Raw genomic sequence first — 14360 nt, forward strand, 5'->3', positions numbered from 1 at the left:
TAGCGATACTTCGTTACCCAGACGATATGGACTGTTAACCGTGTAACCGTGTGACTTCCCCGTCGTTGTTCTGCCATGATGGTTTCTGTCAAAGCTACCATCTTTGCAAATCTGCCTGAAGCCCTGGGAAATGTGTAGCAGCTAAAGCCTCCCACTAAAGTGGGTAGTTTTGACTAGCGTGCTGGGACAATAAAGGTGCGTCGATGGCATGCTGAGTTTTGACAAAAGTAACGCTGTTTGCCGTCTGGGGTTGTGCCGTGTTTGATCACCTCAATCCCATCACAGCTGGGACAGCGGACTGGTTCTAAAACCATGCTAACGTTTCCATAATTGCCGACTCCTCCATCAAAGCAGTTTCTTTGATGGAAAACAACAAATTTGAAACATTACCTTCTGGCGCTTAAAGCGGGCGTTTCCGGGTGTCCTCATCATCCTGAGAGCCGATGCGGGCTTTGCTTTGCCCGAAATCTTGCGAGTGTGTCAACGTTCAAAGGTCGGCTATGCGATTGGCTTTGCTGGCAATGCTGTCCGCGAGCGCAAAATCGCTGACCGGTTGGAACGGGCACGGTTGCAATGCCTCAAGACTGGAGAGAAAGCCCGGTTGTTTGATGATGTCTACTATGCGGCTGCCAGTTGGGATGAGCCTCGTCGGTTGGTGATGAAGTCCGAATGGTTGCCCAAAGGTGCCAACCCTCGCTTTGTCCTGACCAATCTGGACTTGGAGGCGCAAAGGCTGTATGACGACTGCTATGTCCACCGAGGAGCCGATAGTGAACATCGCATGAAGGAATTGAAGTTAGGTATTCAAGCCGACCGCCTCAGTTGCCATCACTTCATCGCCAACCAGTTTCGCCTCCTACTCTCGCAAGCGGCTTACATCCTGCTGCTGGCAATTCGGCAAGCGGCAGCCGGCACTCAGTTTGCCACCGCCCACAAGCCATGCTCATCAAAGGTGCTGCCAGAGTCAGAGTTTCAGCCCGACGGGTGTTAGTGGAGTTAGCCGCTTATTGTCCGTTTGCTACAGAACTGCGTCAAATTGCTCGCCGTTTGCTGACCGCACGAGTCTTGGCTTTGGGCAAGCGAGGCACTCCTTAGGAGTAGTGTCTCGCTTGCCCCTGGTTGAGCGCGATTTTTGCCATTTGCGATCGCTTTTTCAGCACTTTGCTGGAGCCTGATGGGGCAATATCAAAAAATTCTTGAGTGCTGGACCCATTTGTCCTCCTTTCTCACCTCTCATGAATAATGCAGGCTAATGCGCCGACTAAAGGCAAGAGCGCGATCGCGCTGACTGTCCCAAGATTGCCAGCGATCGCACTGGCAATTCCAGCAATACCAACTCCCACCAATCCACCAACAACGGTTGCCAGTACCCACCACTCCCATAGGGTCCAACTGTCTTTTCCGAACAACGGATGGGTCAGTCGAGTTCGTTTGTGCATGGCATTCTCTCTACAACAGCCAGTGTTCAGATGAGTTTGGGAAAGGAAAGGGGTTATTATTTTGGTCTTTTCCAACCCACAAAATAATTCTTGATATAGCGGTTTTGAATCCAGTGAGGTACATGGATAGCCGCAGAACCCTTGAGTCAAACAGATGAGATGTACCTCACCCAGAAAGGAACCGCTATAGACCACTACTCCCTCTTACCAAACTGCGGCAACTAAAATTGGTTGAGGTAACAGAATGGCTTCTGCCATCAAGAGCAGCAAAACTAAAATAAGCCACAAAATGATCCACAGGTACGGTTGGGAAATAGGGGGTCTTAACATATCAGGCACCTCCTTTGGAACTGCCATTGTTGTTTCGTAGGAACCGTTGCCATGAACTCAATTCAGGACTGCTAGGGTGCCGTTGCCACTTGCTTAACCTGGGAATGCTCTAAGTTCGCCTGGGGTTGACCCTGTACGGTAAAAACTGAGCAATGGGCATGATGCAGGACATAGTTGCTGACGCTACCAAGAATTAGCTCCTTCACACCAGAATGCCCCCGACGCCCCACAAGAATCAAGTCAGCCCCCCAACTCTGTGCCATTTCACAAATGGTTCGACCAGGGGTGCCAGAATTTTGGGTGAATTCAGTGCTCACTCCCGCAGCTACTGCCTTATCTGTATACGATCGCAACAGCTCCAGACCTTCTTTTTCATAGGTTTGCCAGAGCTTCTGATAGCTTTCAAACAGGGTGGCGTTCACTGGATAATACTCCAGAGTCGTCAATGTAGACATTGGAGGAGATCCCTCTTCCTCGCTCGACAAAACATGCAACAGCATGAGGCTAGATCCCATTGCTTTGGCTAAAGCGATCGCTGCATCAAGGGCTTTCTTACCGTTCTCCGAGCGGTCTACGGCAACTAGAATTTTGTCAAACATATGACTCCCTCTTCACGATGGCTGCGGATAGTTAATTTCCAGGATTTAATTTCCAGGATTTAATTTCTAGAACAAGCCAGGAAATCAACCATCTCTACTTTGAAAGTAGAAGGGAAAAGTGAGGAACTTGTGAGGGAAAAATCACAGCTCATGAAGGAAATTAAAGGTCTGATACCAGTTCAATAGGAGTTTGCACTTAACAAGGGACTTAAGCCCCTTGTTTACCAGGCGTTCTTCTGTGCAGCTTCAAAGAGAACTGGATATAAGAACAAACACGAGGAAATGGCTGTAAATCGAAAACGTTCTTTACAGAAAAACAAAGAAAATTAATCATGACAATCACTATTGTTGCAATTTGTTGATACAGCAACATCTTCATAACTTTCACAATATCTGCCTTTATTTTGAAAATGGGAGACAGTGCGATCGCTGATCTGTTCATTTTGTGTTTACAAGCGAGGAAAGGATGATGTTGAAACATGTCCAATATTCTTTAGATGTCATTCGAGAAGAGGCACGCCAGCTCGTTTGCAAAGGTGTCCTGGATCGGTGTCAGCCGATTTATGTGCTTTGCCAGCATTTTCCGGCGCGGGAGTGGGGCTATGTGGAACGTGAATTAGAGAGAAATGATTTTTTATTGAGAGATTCAATTCTGGATTTGCTCGGTCGTGAAGACTGGTGTGAGGATTGACGGACGTGGGGCTATGTAATGTGGAATCGATCCAAAGCGATAAAACCCTATCCAGATTTTGTGGCTCCACCCGGTGTCAGCTTCCATGTGCAGGCACTGACCAAAACCTATCAGATGGGGGATGTGGAAGTGCGTGCCCTCCAATCGGTTAATCTTGACCTGTACGATGGTGAATTTGTTGTGATCCTGGGTCCCTCTGGCAGCGGCAAATCAACCCTGCTAAATATCCTGGGCGGGTTGGATACGGCGACCAGCGGGCATGTCTTCTTTCGCGATCGCGACCTGACCTATGCCAACGATACTGAACTGACCCGGTTCCGGCGGGAGTGTGTGGGCTTCATTTTTCAGTTTTACAATTTAATTCCCAGCCTCACCGCCCGCGAAAATGTGGCACTGGTGACAGAGATTACCCGCCACCCCATGCAGCCAGAGGAGGCACTGGAACGAGTCGGACTGGGCGATCGCCTGGATCACTTTCCGGCACAACTCTCTGGTGGAGAACAACAGCGGGTAGCGATCGCCCGTGCCATTGCCAAACGCCCTGAAGTGCTGCTGTGCGATGAACCCACAGGAGCGCTGGATTATAAAACCGGCAAAGTGGTGCTGGAAACTTTAGCCCAGGTGAATTGCGAACTGGGTACTACCACCATTGTCATTACCCACAATGCCGGAATTGCCGCAATGGCAGACCGGGTGGTAACCATGCGAAGTGGGGAAATTACTCGGATTCAAGCCAATCAGGCTAAGGTATCCCCAGCAGAGTTGGAATGGTAGGACATTGACTTACGCCTTACCCGGTCAAGACAGACGGCACCAGATCGTGAAACAAGCACCGCAACTGACATTATGCCCATCAACCTGAACCGGCTGAACCACCACTTTTCAGCCATTATTCTTTCCACCTTACTATGGGTGCCGTTTGGATTTCATAGTTCCGTCTTGGCTCAATCCGTATCTACGAAGATTACGTTTGATATTTCCAAAATATCGCCCGATGGTCTAATAGGAAAGCCTGATGCATTGCGATCGCTCAGCTATGAGTTTTGCATTCCGTCCAGTCAGCCATATCTGGCAGAAGTGGAGGCGATTGATCCGACAGTTCAGTTTTACCCAAACTCCAGAGGGCGGATTGGCTGCAAGCGGGAGCAAACTCTCTGCATTGGCAATACCCACAATCCCCAATGGCAAAAGATCTTGTTCGCGATCGCTGATCTTCAATACGTTGATCGAATTGATGAATTTTTCGGAGAGTAACCAGCTTTTTCCAAGGGATGGCTGAGAACTTCTCTTATCCGATGAGCGATGACAACCGCAAAGACAAGACAGCCCTCACCAGTCTCTCAACTTTTCCTACGATAGTTTAAAGGGAGAACACCAACACTCCAGTCGTTGCTGCGTGAGTGGGTTCATGAAACAATCACCTCAACCTTCGTCCGGCTACTTAGAAAAGCCTCACCAACTGGCTGGGAAGCGTAAACAAGTATTACCACCGCTGCCCAGGCTACCGCTGACAAAAATTGCTTATATTTTGACGGGTGTTGCCACCGCTCTTCTGCTGATTTGGGCGTTTCGCCCTGCGCCTGTTTTGGTCGATGTTGGACAGGCGCAACGCGGAGAATTGCAGGTCACTGTGAATGCAGAAGGAAAAACCCGTGTCCGCGATCGCTTTGTGATTGCCGCCGATACCAATGGTCATTTGGCGCGGATTAACTTGCATGAAGGCGATAGGATAACGCCCGGTATGGTCGTGGCGCGGATTGATCCGTTACCGGCGGATGCGGCGGTAGAGGAAGCCCTCGGACGGTTGGCAGAGTGGAGGGCACAACAGGCAGGAGTAGAAACCCAGCGTCCAAAAGCAGAAACGGTAGAGCAAGCCCACACTCGTATTCGTGCAGCAGAAGCCAGACAACAGCAGGCAGAAGCCAGAGCGGTGCAGGCACGGGCAGCCCTGGAACGACACGGCGAGCGCGAGATCGGGCACGGCAACTGGAAGCAACGGGAGCCATTTCCCGACAGAATCGAGAAGTGGCTGAACTGAATCAAACCACCCGGTCAAAGGAGTTGGAAACCGCAATCCTGGCAGCTAAAGCCGAGGCATCTGAAGTTGAGGTTGCCAGAGCCGCCCTGGCGGTAGTGCAACAGGAGCAGCGAGATCCGGATTACTTACTCAAGGTTTACGATGCTCGCATTGGCAGTACCGAGGCAGAACTGTCCAAACTGCGGGATGAAGCAGCGCGAACCGATATTCGCTCTCCTTCGAGTGGAAAGATATTGCGGATTTATCAAAAAAGCGCTCAATTTGTCACCAGTGGCACACCCCTGATCGAAATTGGCAATCCTACCCAACTGGAACTGGTGATTGATGTGCTTTCCGCGGATGCAAAGAAGATTCAACTGGGCAATCCCATTCTGCTCGGTCAGGGAACCCGCTCCCCAGGTTTAGAGGGACAGCCGATTCAAGCCAGGGTGCGCCTGGTAGAACCCTCCGCTTTTACTAAAGTGTCTGCCCTCGGCGTGGAAGAACAGCGCGTCAATGTAATTGGCGATTTTGTGAATTCTGCTCAATCCTTGGGGGACGGCTTTCGAGTCGATACCAGAATTATTGTCTGGGGAGGGGAGAACATTCTAAAAACGCCGATTAGCTCCCTATTTCGCTGTAATCAATCTGCCTGGTGTGTGTTTGTGGTGGAGAATGACAAAGCTAGCCAACGGCAGATCGTGATTGGGCACCGCAGCGATCGCGAAGCCGAAGTGCGGCAGGGCTTAAACCAGGGGGAATGGGTTATTCTTCACCCTACCGAACAAATTAGGGAAGGCATTCGAGTCACCCCGCGATAGAAAGAGGATTTATCGGATTGTGGATCAATTTTGTAACCGGAGCAAAAGGAAGCCAGGGTTCAAGCAGTCAGAGCATAGCTTCGGTAATGTTCTAGACGTGTGGTTCTCAAATTTAGACTGCCCTTCCCAACTCAAATCGATTCGTGAATAACCCCAAACCAATGTCGTGCATTCTGACGGACTTAGAAAACGCCTGTCCCCCGCAAGCCTTACCCCTCCTCCGCCAGCACTGGATTAGAAGCTTTGCCTGACCACGGGATAAGTAACATTCCATAATTATCTAAAGCACACCTGACTCCCTTGACTGCCTTAATTCCCTTGATTGAGATGTACTCTGAAGTGAAACCCTCTCCCCATTCACTCCACTAGCGCGAAACTGTTGCCATAAAGCACTAACATCTTTGGTATCGCATTCCTGGTTGTTGAGCAACTAAGCCCATCAACTCCAATTGCAGTAGAGCACTGGAAACACTGCCTGCGGGAAGCTCAGAGGTTTGCACAATCAGATCAAACGGAGCCGATTCAACACTTTGCTCCTGAACCAGAGCGGCGATCGCCTGCAATACCTTCTCCAAATCAGGCTCCAGGTTAAGCGGGAGTTGGGACTGCTCAGGCTGGCTGGCTGGCTGCAAGGGGGGTATACTGCCCAGCATCTCTAACAGATGGGATTCGCTTAAAATCACCTGGGCACCATGATTCAGTAAATTCAGGCAACCGATCGCCTTTGGATTATCCAAACTTCCCGGCAGCACATAGACATCCCGCCCGTATTCATTTGCCATGTGAGCTGTAATCAATGCCCCCGATTTTTTAGGGGCTTCCATCACCAGAATGGCACGGCAAAGTCCGGCAATAATGCGGTTGCGACGAGGGAAATGGACGCGATCAGGTTGGGTTCCGGCTGGATACTCGCTCATCACCAAGCCACGTTGAAGGATCTGTCGGTAGAGATTGCGGTTAAGCCAGGGGTAGGCAATGTCCACACCGGTTCCCATCACAGCGATCGTGCGTCCATCTGCCTCGATACAACTCCGATGAGCTTCGGTATCAATTCCCTCTGCCAAGCCAGAGACCACAACAAACCCATTTTCCACCAAGGCTTTGGTAATTCGGCGCGTCCACTGTCTGCCATACAATGAAGGGGCGCGGGTACCAACAATGCCCACCATTGGCACCAATCCCTGACTTTCCTGGCGATCAATCGTTCCCCGATAGTACAGCATTGATGGCGGATCGGGCAGTTCCAGCAATAGACGGGGATACTCTGTATCAGCCGGTGTCCAGAATCTGGGATTTTCCCGTTCGTGCTGCCGCAGAAGTTCTGGCGGGTCGATCGTTCGGCGCTCTGCCACAATGATCTCGGCGGTTTGAAAACCCAATCCATCCACAGCGATTAGATCCCCAGGAGTGGCTTCCCAGGCACTTGCCAGGGTACCAAAGTGTTTCTCCAATCGCTTCAGCAGAATGGGGCCAATCCCATTAATCTGTGACCAGGCAAGCCAAAAGGCACGTTCTTGCAAGCTTCTTTTCCTCGTGTGAGATGCCCTGATCACCTCAGTATTCCTCCGTTCAGCTATCGAATTGACGTTTGCCTCAGAATGAGTCCCAGAATGAGGAGGCGCAAACGGCTGACTGATCTGAAAAATGCTGTAAACCATTGCTTAGCCCGAGTTCTGTCATTTTTACCAGTAAATCTACTCATCAGGTATGAAGAAGCGTTGAAGAGACTGTGTAGAATTTGTAGATATACGTACTGGGTAAGTAGCTTGCGTATAATCACAGAAGAGACGAAAAATACGAACCAAATTTCAGTTTAAATTTCGCCTGCGGCATAGCTCCATTCCCTCCTAAAATCTTTTACCAGAAGGGTGTAGAAGATTTTGAGACAACCTTGGCGGGAGAGAAACTGTCTCCGTAGTGGTGCTTTTATTTACACTCACTTCATACACCTTAATTTAGTTAAATTAAGGCTTAATCGCCCATCGTGTATTGGTTTGGGCTATTTTTTTGCTCAAATTCCTAAAACAAAAAAAATGTTGTTTTGATTAGCCTTCCGTAAAACGCTAGTCTGACGAGACGAAAGGGCTTAATTTCAAAATAACAGCCTTAGTTGGGGATGGCGAACGCAATACAGTAGTTTCTTCCCATCCGCAGGCTTTGCAACTATTGGTTTTTGCCAAGCAAAAAACAATTTTCTGGATCCATCATTTCAATTTTGAGAAATGGGTCTAGCTGCATAGTCATGCCTATGTAAAGAGGTTTCTCTTTGCTGAACATTTTCAAATTGACCTGTTCCCTGAATCCATTCTCTTTCCGTGCATCACCCAGGAAAAATTTGAGTAGCGAGACACAAGAACGATGAAAAACCTCCTCAGGAAAACGGCAGTTGTAATCGCGATCGCCCTTGTAGGATTGGCTCTTGCCGATCTGTCTCCTGCTGATTCTAAACAACCTCCACCATCCAGATGTCGATCTTCCAGATGCTAAATATAGCGATCTTATTGGGATTGTGAGAAAGGGTTTTCTTGAAATCCTTTCTCACAATCCCAATTTTCCCAAATCATTTAGGACAGCTATAGTCTGGTTGGTTTAAAGTAGTTGATCTTGTTCTCACAAATAACTTTTGAATCTAGCAGCATCTACCCACTGATAAGAGTTCTTTAATCAGAGAAAAGGGGAGAATAGATGAGTTCAAATACTCCAGGTAATTGCTACTTATTTTCAGAGAAGAGTGATTGCCTCATGCAAGCGGATCAATGGAAACCTCACCGTAATTTGACTGACACTCAAGCAATTCTGCTGGCTTTAGCTAAGCAAAGTCAAACTTCTAGAACTGGAGAACATCATTCTAAAACCTGTATTACAGCGGTTTTCAGACGAGTGCCACACAGGTGATGCCTTTAGATTCATGCGAAACACTGGATCGGTGTGACAGACACAAATGAAAATGGCTGTAAGTAACTGGTTAGAAGCCAATAGAATCCCTAACCCATCCGATGCTGGATCCCCTCCACTACTTGCTTTTAGGGCATCCTCCAGAAACTCGATCCGGGCTGTGGCTTCTATTTCAGCACCAGTGGGAACTAAACCTCATCCATTGTGAGAGCCGTAGTTTTGCCTTCACCCCAAATCGTTCTACCAAACTTGGGCGAGGGGCTTTCAAATTCCGATATCCCTTCTTCCTAATTTGGGCGAAGGGGCAGGGGGGTGAGGAACTTTTCAAAAATCAGTTACAGGTTTGAGGACAGTAAAGGTTTATCCTCTATGCCTTACTAAATTACAGGCATTTGATCAGGGGCTGAGAAGTATCTGGCACACGGACGTTTCTTAATATCGACCTTTTACTCGGTATCGCGCCTCGCAAGCCATGAATGAAGACCAACCGTTAGTTTGCCGCAGTTTGACAGAAATTAAGGCGATTCTTACCCTCCTGGCTCACACGGCTAAATCCCCTCAAAAAACAGTTAATAGTACGAATGTCCAAAATCAAATAGAAACTAGCTCTTGCGAAAGCGACTCCTCAGGATTTAGTAAAACAGACCGAGAGTAACGGCACCTGGTAGGGTAGAATTTTAGATGTCTATGGAATAGCTGAGCATTTCGGCAACTTCGTTTTCCTCCGGTGAGGGACTGTAGTTCAATTGGTTAGAGCACCGCCCTGTCACGGCGGAAGTTGCGGGTTCGAGCCCCGTCAGTCCCGTACAAATGCTTCTTAAAAGCTCTGAATGATGGCAGAATAATAGGCTCTCTTAACAGAAGAGAGTTTTGGGAGAGTTTAATTACTTTTTGACGAAAAAACTTCCGGATTTAGGGGATGACTGATAGAAAGAGTCACCATACCCTATTCATTCGCTCAAGCTGATTGATTAGTCATGCTAGAAAGTAAATAGTCATTACTGAAGGGGTGATAACCCTAAACCCATTTTTGCAATGCTGTGCAATCTTGATACGGGTGTATTGCTTCAGGAAAGCAAGCTCTGCTTCATCACCTGAAATCATAGATTGTTAAGCATTTATCAAGTGTGAGACGCAATTCACCCATTTTCAAACCAATCCACTAAGATTATTCTCCTAACACCATTGACATCAAAATGTTAAGCCCCTACCCCTCTCCCTTCAACCTGATTGTTGCGCTTCCATTCATGGAACTCAAGCTTTGTGAACTTTCCCTACCAACTTTTTCGCGATCCAGAGTATTTTCAGGTTGAAAGTTGAACCCTTCATCGTTTCAAACTTTTGTAAGCACGTCGATCTCACACGAGACGTACCAATTGAGGGCTGCATAAGGTGGGTTTACCGCAACATCAATCAAATAGAAGCCCCCAGACTATAGGACTGCAACCAAAGGGAAATCAAAGCAAATTTATTAGTCTGCGGGTCAAGCTTCTACTTGGATTCAGCATGGTGTTTAGCATTGTTTTTGCTGGTGCATTTTACTGGTTCTACACGTTTACAACCGAGAAAACCATTTCCCGACTGAGATCTGACATGAAATCGACCCTGGTGGGGGCAACCAGGGGCATAAATGTGAACCAGTTAATGGCTCTCTACCAGGATGGCAAGCCGAACGCTGCTGGTTTTTCTGATGATGTTCGTTTTCAACAGCAGTTAGCCTGGTTTGAGACGGTTCACGGTATAGAACCACGGGCATGGCTCTATACCTATACTTTTGGAAAAGCCAGTAATAATCGGAGAGTAGGCGCTCCAGCAGTCCCCCCCGATCAATTAGAAATTATTTATCTGGTTGATCTGTGGGCAAACCACAATCCCTCCAAATCGGTTAGCTTTCTTGAAGCAGGGGTTCCGGCGCAGGTTACCCATCAGGTGATTGAGCGTGGGGCGATCGCAGAATCTCGGGAAATTTATACAGACAAGTGGGGAACCTGGCTTTCTGCCTTTGCTCCCTTGAAAGATAACAGTGGAAAAGTAGTTGCCATCCTGGGCGTAGACATTCAGGCAGACTATGTGCTCAAGGTGCAGCAGGAAATTCGTGACAAGGTATTAGTTTCCTTTGTATCAACCTATGCGGTTCTGTTTTTCCTGGTCTACCTTTTGTCTGGTGTGCTGACTAAACATTTGATTGAGTTAACCGAGTCTGCTGAACGCATTGCAGACGGAAATTATCACCAATCGTTATCCTTTGCCAATCAGCGTTGGTTTCCCGATGAAATGAATACATTGGCTCAGGTATTTGGTGACATGATTGATAGCATCCGTACCCGTGAGCAGTTGATTCGGGAGGGTAAACAGGTAGAAGATAAAATGCGTCGGGCACTGGAGGAAGAGAAAGAACTGAATGAACTCAAATCTCGGTTTGTTTCTATGGCATCCCATGAGTTTCGCACTCCTCTGACTGCCATTAGAACCGCAACAGAGATTCTGGAGCAGTATGGTGATGTTGCCAGTCCAGAGAAGAAACAGGAGTATTTTCGCCGCATCCGAACGGCAATTCAAAACATTGATCAGTTGATGGAAGATGTGTTGACCATTGGCAAAGCAGAAGCCGGAAAACTGGAATTTAGCCCAGTCTGGCTGAATGTAGAGGAGTTTTGCCGTGAAATTGTTGAGGAAATTCAATTGGGAATAGGATCCCATCATAGGATTCAATTAACCAGTCAGGGAGATTGCCAGCGGGTTTATCTAGATCCAAAGCTTTTGCGTTCCATTTTGACCAATTTATTGTCAAATGCGGTTAAGTATTCACCGCAAGGTAGGGTAGTTGAGTTTGCCCTGTCCTGTCTTGACCCGCTGATTCGGTTTGAAATTCAAGATCAGGGGATTGGCATTCCTTTAGATGATCAACCCAAACTATTTGAGCTGTTTCACCGGGCTAGAAATGCCGATACGATTCGCGGCACGGGATTGGGGCTAGCGATCGTTAAACAATGCGTGGAACTCCATCAGGGACAAATTACTTTTACAAGTCAGGAAGATGCAGGCACAACATTTTGTGTCGAACTTCCTCTATTGGTTGAATCCCCGTCCCAACAGGCTTAACTGACCCAACTTATAGCGATTTTTAGATAAATAGCCCCCGTAGCGAGTAGATGGGTGGATGAGTGGATGGGTCAATGAATGGACTGGATCGGATTGCGAATCGGATTTGCTCTCCTGAATGTCACATTGCCTCAGGATTTAGATCAATCATCCGGCGGGTGGTATAAGTGCCAACTGGACTCCAGAGGATGTAAGGAACCAGTAGAAGAGCGGGCGTCATGCCTGACGTTTGCCAAACTACTAGCAGGAGGACAATTCCCAGAACGAAACCTCCTCCTCCCAGAATGGTGCCAATACTCAGGCTCCGCCATCTCAATGTTGCAGGAATGTAAGCAACGGTTACCACCTCTAACAGCAGGTATAGACCCATCAACATCCAGGTTTTGAAACTTCCCGGAGCTTGCTCCCATACCAAGATGGCAGACGCTGCGCCACAGGCAAAAATGGTAGTCCAAATAAACGGTATAGCAGGTTCAAAAAACAGCCAGGCAGGGCGATCGAGATTTTGTGCCCAGGGAATATCGCGGGGACGCGCTAAAAATACTCCCAAAGCAACCAGGACAGTAATGCTACCAATGACAAGCCAAGATTCCATAGGACAGAGTGCGATCGCAAGGTGCTACAAATCAGTGGTACAGATGGTGGTACAAAAGAGTATTTTGTAGCTCCTGAGAAACTCCCAGGAGCAGCTTGAAGACTTCAAATTGCTTAATCAAGCCCTACTTTCTCTTGCACATTACTCAAAAAATCTTTCGTGCTCTGGGGAATGGGTTCATCCAGGTTTAACTTCTCTCGAACGCTATCCGCTGCCTGCTGCAAGGAACCTCTGCTTTCCTCGCCACCATTTTTAACCGATTGTTTAACAGAACTGGATTGGTGGGGAATCTCTTCACTCGCCAACTCTTTCAAATTCCTGCGAGTGGTTTCTTGATTTTGCCGCTGTGCCATTTCTGGTGTCGTCGCTCGCTCAACCTCATAGGCTGAAACTTCTGGCGTTAGGGATTTAGCAAATGCCTGATTTGCACCCGTCGTACCCAATGCACCCGTCAGCACCAATGAAACTGCTAGAAAAAAGCTGAAAATTTTGCGCAGGAAACGGCTATTCAACATGCAATGCTCCTTTGTATCCATAACTTTCATAACCTTTCCCTTCTACGCTAGAACCTGCAATGAATCTGTCCGTCTATCAAGGGGAAGAGCCAATGTTAAGAGATGGGACTATGAAAGCTACAAGGGGTGGAGAGGGAAAGGGGAAGGGGAAAGGATTGGCAAGGGAGGTTTTGTGTTTTCTAACCTGTCTAAATAACCTGTCTTAGCCGCTAGGGCTACCGCTATAGCGTTTCCTTTCTGGGTGAGGTACATCTCATCGGTTTGATTCAAGGGTTCTACGGCTATCCGCGTACCTCACTGGATTCAAAAACGCTATATAAGTTTCTACTTCTGGAACGATGAATTTGCTTTAGAAACTTTCCAAGATTGGGTTAACGATTGACAGGAGAGGAAACTGGTGGGATTTATAAACGTACTTTTAGATGTGGACGGGACGCTAATTCTCAGCAATGATGCCCATGCTCAGGCATGGACAGAAGCGTTTGCAGCCTTTGGTTATGAGGATATTACCTTTGAGCAAGTTCGTCCCCTGATGGGCATGGGAGGAGATCAGATTATCCCCCAACTGGTGCCCGGTTTGAATGATGAGGAAGGCGTGGGGAATAAAATCGCCCAGTACCGTAAGCAGCTTTTTTTGAATAAGTTTGCACCTCAAATTAAAGCTGCCAGTGGCTCCCGGAAGTTAGTGCAGCAGATGCAAGCGTGTGGGCTAGAGATCATCATTGCCAGTTCTGCTAAGTCGGAAGAACTGGGGTCGTTACTGAAAGCAGCCCAGGTAGATGACCTGATCCAGGAAGCCACAACTTCCAGCGACGCGGAGTCCTCTAAGCCAGCACCGGATATTGTGGAAGCCGCCCTTACAAAAGCGAACTTTGACCCTGAACAGACGGTCATGCTAGGGGATACTCCCTACGATATTGAATCTGCCGGAAAAGTCGGAGTCAAAATGATTGCTCTGCGTTGTGGGGGCTTTCAGGATGAACAGCTTAAGGGCGCGATCGCCATCTACAACGATCCCGCAGATTTACTCCAGCGGTACGATCAGTCTCCCTTGGCTCGGTTTTAGTCATTCTTTAAGGTTTTAGCATCATGGAAACTTCACCCCCCCCTTCGAGGCAACGAGAAACTCGCATCCGGCGCAAAGATTTGCTGTCCAGTCTGCTGATTGGTTTTGCATTGGGTATTGTTGTGGGAGCACCCATGGGCTGGTTTACCCATCAGGTTTATGCTCGGCAGAGGGCTGCCCAAGTTTTACTTTGTCGGCAACAAAATTTTGGGTTAACTGAATCTGAGCTTCAGAGTCGCTGCGGCAACATCTATTAGTTGGCTACGGGTATAGCTGGCTACGGGTAAGCT

At 48.0% G+C, this 14360-nt stretch carries 14 protein-coding genes, 1 tRNA gene and 2 pseudogenes; 10 read left to right on the top strand and 7 right to left on the bottom strand.

The window, feature by feature from the left end:
* Nucleotides 1-188: 188 nt before the first annotated feature.
* Nucleotides 189-314 (bottom strand): annotated as a pseudogene (locus AC1S52_RS23610) (IS1/IS1595 family N-terminal zinc-binding domain-containing protein); the annotation flags it as partial.
* 77 nt (nt 315-391) lie between these two features.
* On the opposite strand from AC1S52_RS23610, the pseudogene AC1S52_RS23615 reads away from it, so the two are divergent.
* A pseudogene (locus tag AC1S52_RS23615) lies at nt 392-1095 on the top strand (transposase); the annotation flags it as partial.
* Between the two features lie 131 nt (nt 1096-1226).
* Here the strand turns inward: AC1S52_RS23615 and AC1S52_RS23620 are convergent.
* The 3 genes from AC1S52_RS23620 to AC1S52_RS23630 all read right to left on the bottom strand — a co-directional run bounded on the left by AC1S52_RS23620 (nt 1227) and on the right by AC1S52_RS23630 (nt 2368).
* Complete coding sequence (locus AC1S52_RS23620) at nt 1227-1439, bottom strand: hypothetical protein (RefSeq protein ID WP_482031490.1); 213 nt, start codon at nt 1437-1439, stop codon at nt 1227-1229.
* 204 nt (nt 1440-1643) lie between these two features.
* Nucleotides 1644-1796: a hypothetical protein gene (locus AC1S52_RS23625; RefSeq protein WP_482031491.1), complete on the bottom strand. Its 153-nt coding sequence runs from the start codon at nt 1794-1796 to the stop codon at nt 1644-1646.
* Nucleotides 1797-1840: 44 nt separating this feature from the next.
* Entirely contained in the window at nt 1841-2368 is a 528-nt protein-coding gene (locus AC1S52_RS23630) for a universal stress protein (RefSeq protein WP_482031492.1), read from the bottom strand.
* Between the two features lie 469 nt (nt 2369-2837).
* On the opposite strand from AC1S52_RS23630, the gene AC1S52_RS23635 reads away from it, so the two are divergent.
* The 5 genes from AC1S52_RS23635 to AC1S52_RS23655 all read left to right on the top strand — a co-directional run bounded on the left by AC1S52_RS23635 (nt 2838) and on the right by AC1S52_RS23655 (nt 5897).
* On the top strand, nt 2838-3059 hold the full coding sequence (locus tag AC1S52_RS23635; RefSeq protein WP_482031493.1) for a DUF4327 family protein: 222 nt from the start codon (nt 2838-2840) through the stop codon (nt 3057-3059).
* An 18-nt stretch (nt 3060-3077) separates the two neighbouring features.
* On the top strand, nt 3078-3833 hold the full coding sequence (locus tag AC1S52_RS23640; RefSeq protein WP_482031494.1) for an ABC transporter ATP-binding protein: 756 nt from the start codon (nt 3078-3080) through the stop codon (nt 3831-3833).
* 72 nt (nt 3834-3905) lie between these two features.
* Nucleotides 3906-4313 carry a hypothetical protein gene (locus AC1S52_RS23645; RefSeq protein ID WP_482031495.1) on the top strand — a complete coding sequence of 136 codons (408 nt, stop codon included), beginning with the start codon at nt 3906-3908 and terminating at the stop codon, nt 4311-4313.
* 154 nt (nt 4314-4467) lie between these two features.
* Nucleotides 4468-5097, top strand: a complete 630-nt coding sequence (locus AC1S52_RS23650; protein ID WP_482031496.1) for an efflux RND transporter periplasmic adaptor subunit — start codon at nt 4468-4470, stop codon at nt 5095-5097.
* On the top strand, nt 5085-5897 hold the full coding sequence (locus AC1S52_RS23655; protein ID WP_482031497.1) for an efflux RND transporter periplasmic adaptor subunit: 813 nt from the start codon (nt 5085-5087) through the stop codon (nt 5895-5897). The genes AC1S52_RS23650 and AC1S52_RS23655 overlap by 13 nt, the downstream gene beginning before the upstream one ends.
* A 392-nt stretch (nt 5898-6289) precedes the next feature.
* On the opposite strand, the gene dprA is transcribed toward AC1S52_RS23655, so the two are convergent.
* On the bottom strand, nt 6290-7417 hold the full coding sequence (gene dprA, locus AC1S52_RS23660; protein WP_482031498.1) for a DNA-processing protein DprA: 1128 nt from the start codon (nt 7415-7417) through the stop codon (nt 6290-6292).
* Nucleotides 7418-9523: 2106 nt separating this feature from the next.
* Here dprA and AC1S52_RS23665 point away from each other — a divergent pair.
* Nucleotides 9524-9597 (top strand) — tRNA-Asp (locus AC1S52_RS23665).
* 701 nt (nt 9598-10298) lie between these two features.
* Complete coding sequence (locus AC1S52_RS23670; protein WP_482031499.1) at nt 10299-11894, top strand: HAMP domain-containing sensor histidine kinase; 1596 nt, start codon at nt 10299-10301, stop codon at nt 11892-11894.
* Between the two features lie 121 nt (nt 11895-12015).
* Here the strand turns inward: AC1S52_RS23670 and AC1S52_RS23675 are convergent, their stop codons facing one another.
* Together AC1S52_RS23675 and AC1S52_RS23680 are read right to left on the bottom strand one after the other, a co-directional pair.
* Nucleotides 12016-12489, bottom strand: a complete 474-nt coding sequence (locus AC1S52_RS23675; protein ID WP_482031500.1) for a TspO/MBR family protein — start codon at nt 12487-12489, stop codon at nt 12016-12018.
* Between the two features lie 113 nt (nt 12490-12602).
* A complete protein-coding gene (locus tag AC1S52_RS23680; RefSeq protein ID WP_482031501.1) occupies nt 12603-13034 on the bottom strand; it encodes a hypothetical protein in 432 nt (143 codons plus the stop codon).
* 367 nt (nt 13035-13401) lie between these two features.
* Here AC1S52_RS23680 and AC1S52_RS23685 point away from each other — a divergent pair, with 367 nt between their 5' ends.
* Together AC1S52_RS23685 and AC1S52_RS23690 are read left to right on the top strand one after the other, a co-directional pair.
* Nucleotides 13402-14070, top strand: a complete 669-nt coding sequence (locus AC1S52_RS23685) for an HAD family hydrolase (RefSeq protein ID WP_482031502.1) — start codon at nt 13402-13404, stop codon at nt 14068-14070.
* A 23-nt stretch (nt 14071-14093) separates the two neighbouring features.
* Nucleotides 14094-14327 (top strand): hypothetical protein, encoded by a 234-nt coding sequence (locus tag AC1S52_RS23690; RefSeq protein ID WP_482031503.1) that lies wholly within the window; start codon nt 14094-14096, stop codon nt 14325-14327.
* The last annotated feature ends 33 nt before the right edge of the window (nt 14328-14360 follow it).

It is taken from the genome of Kovacikia sp. CALU 1929 (genome assembly GCF_056784235.1).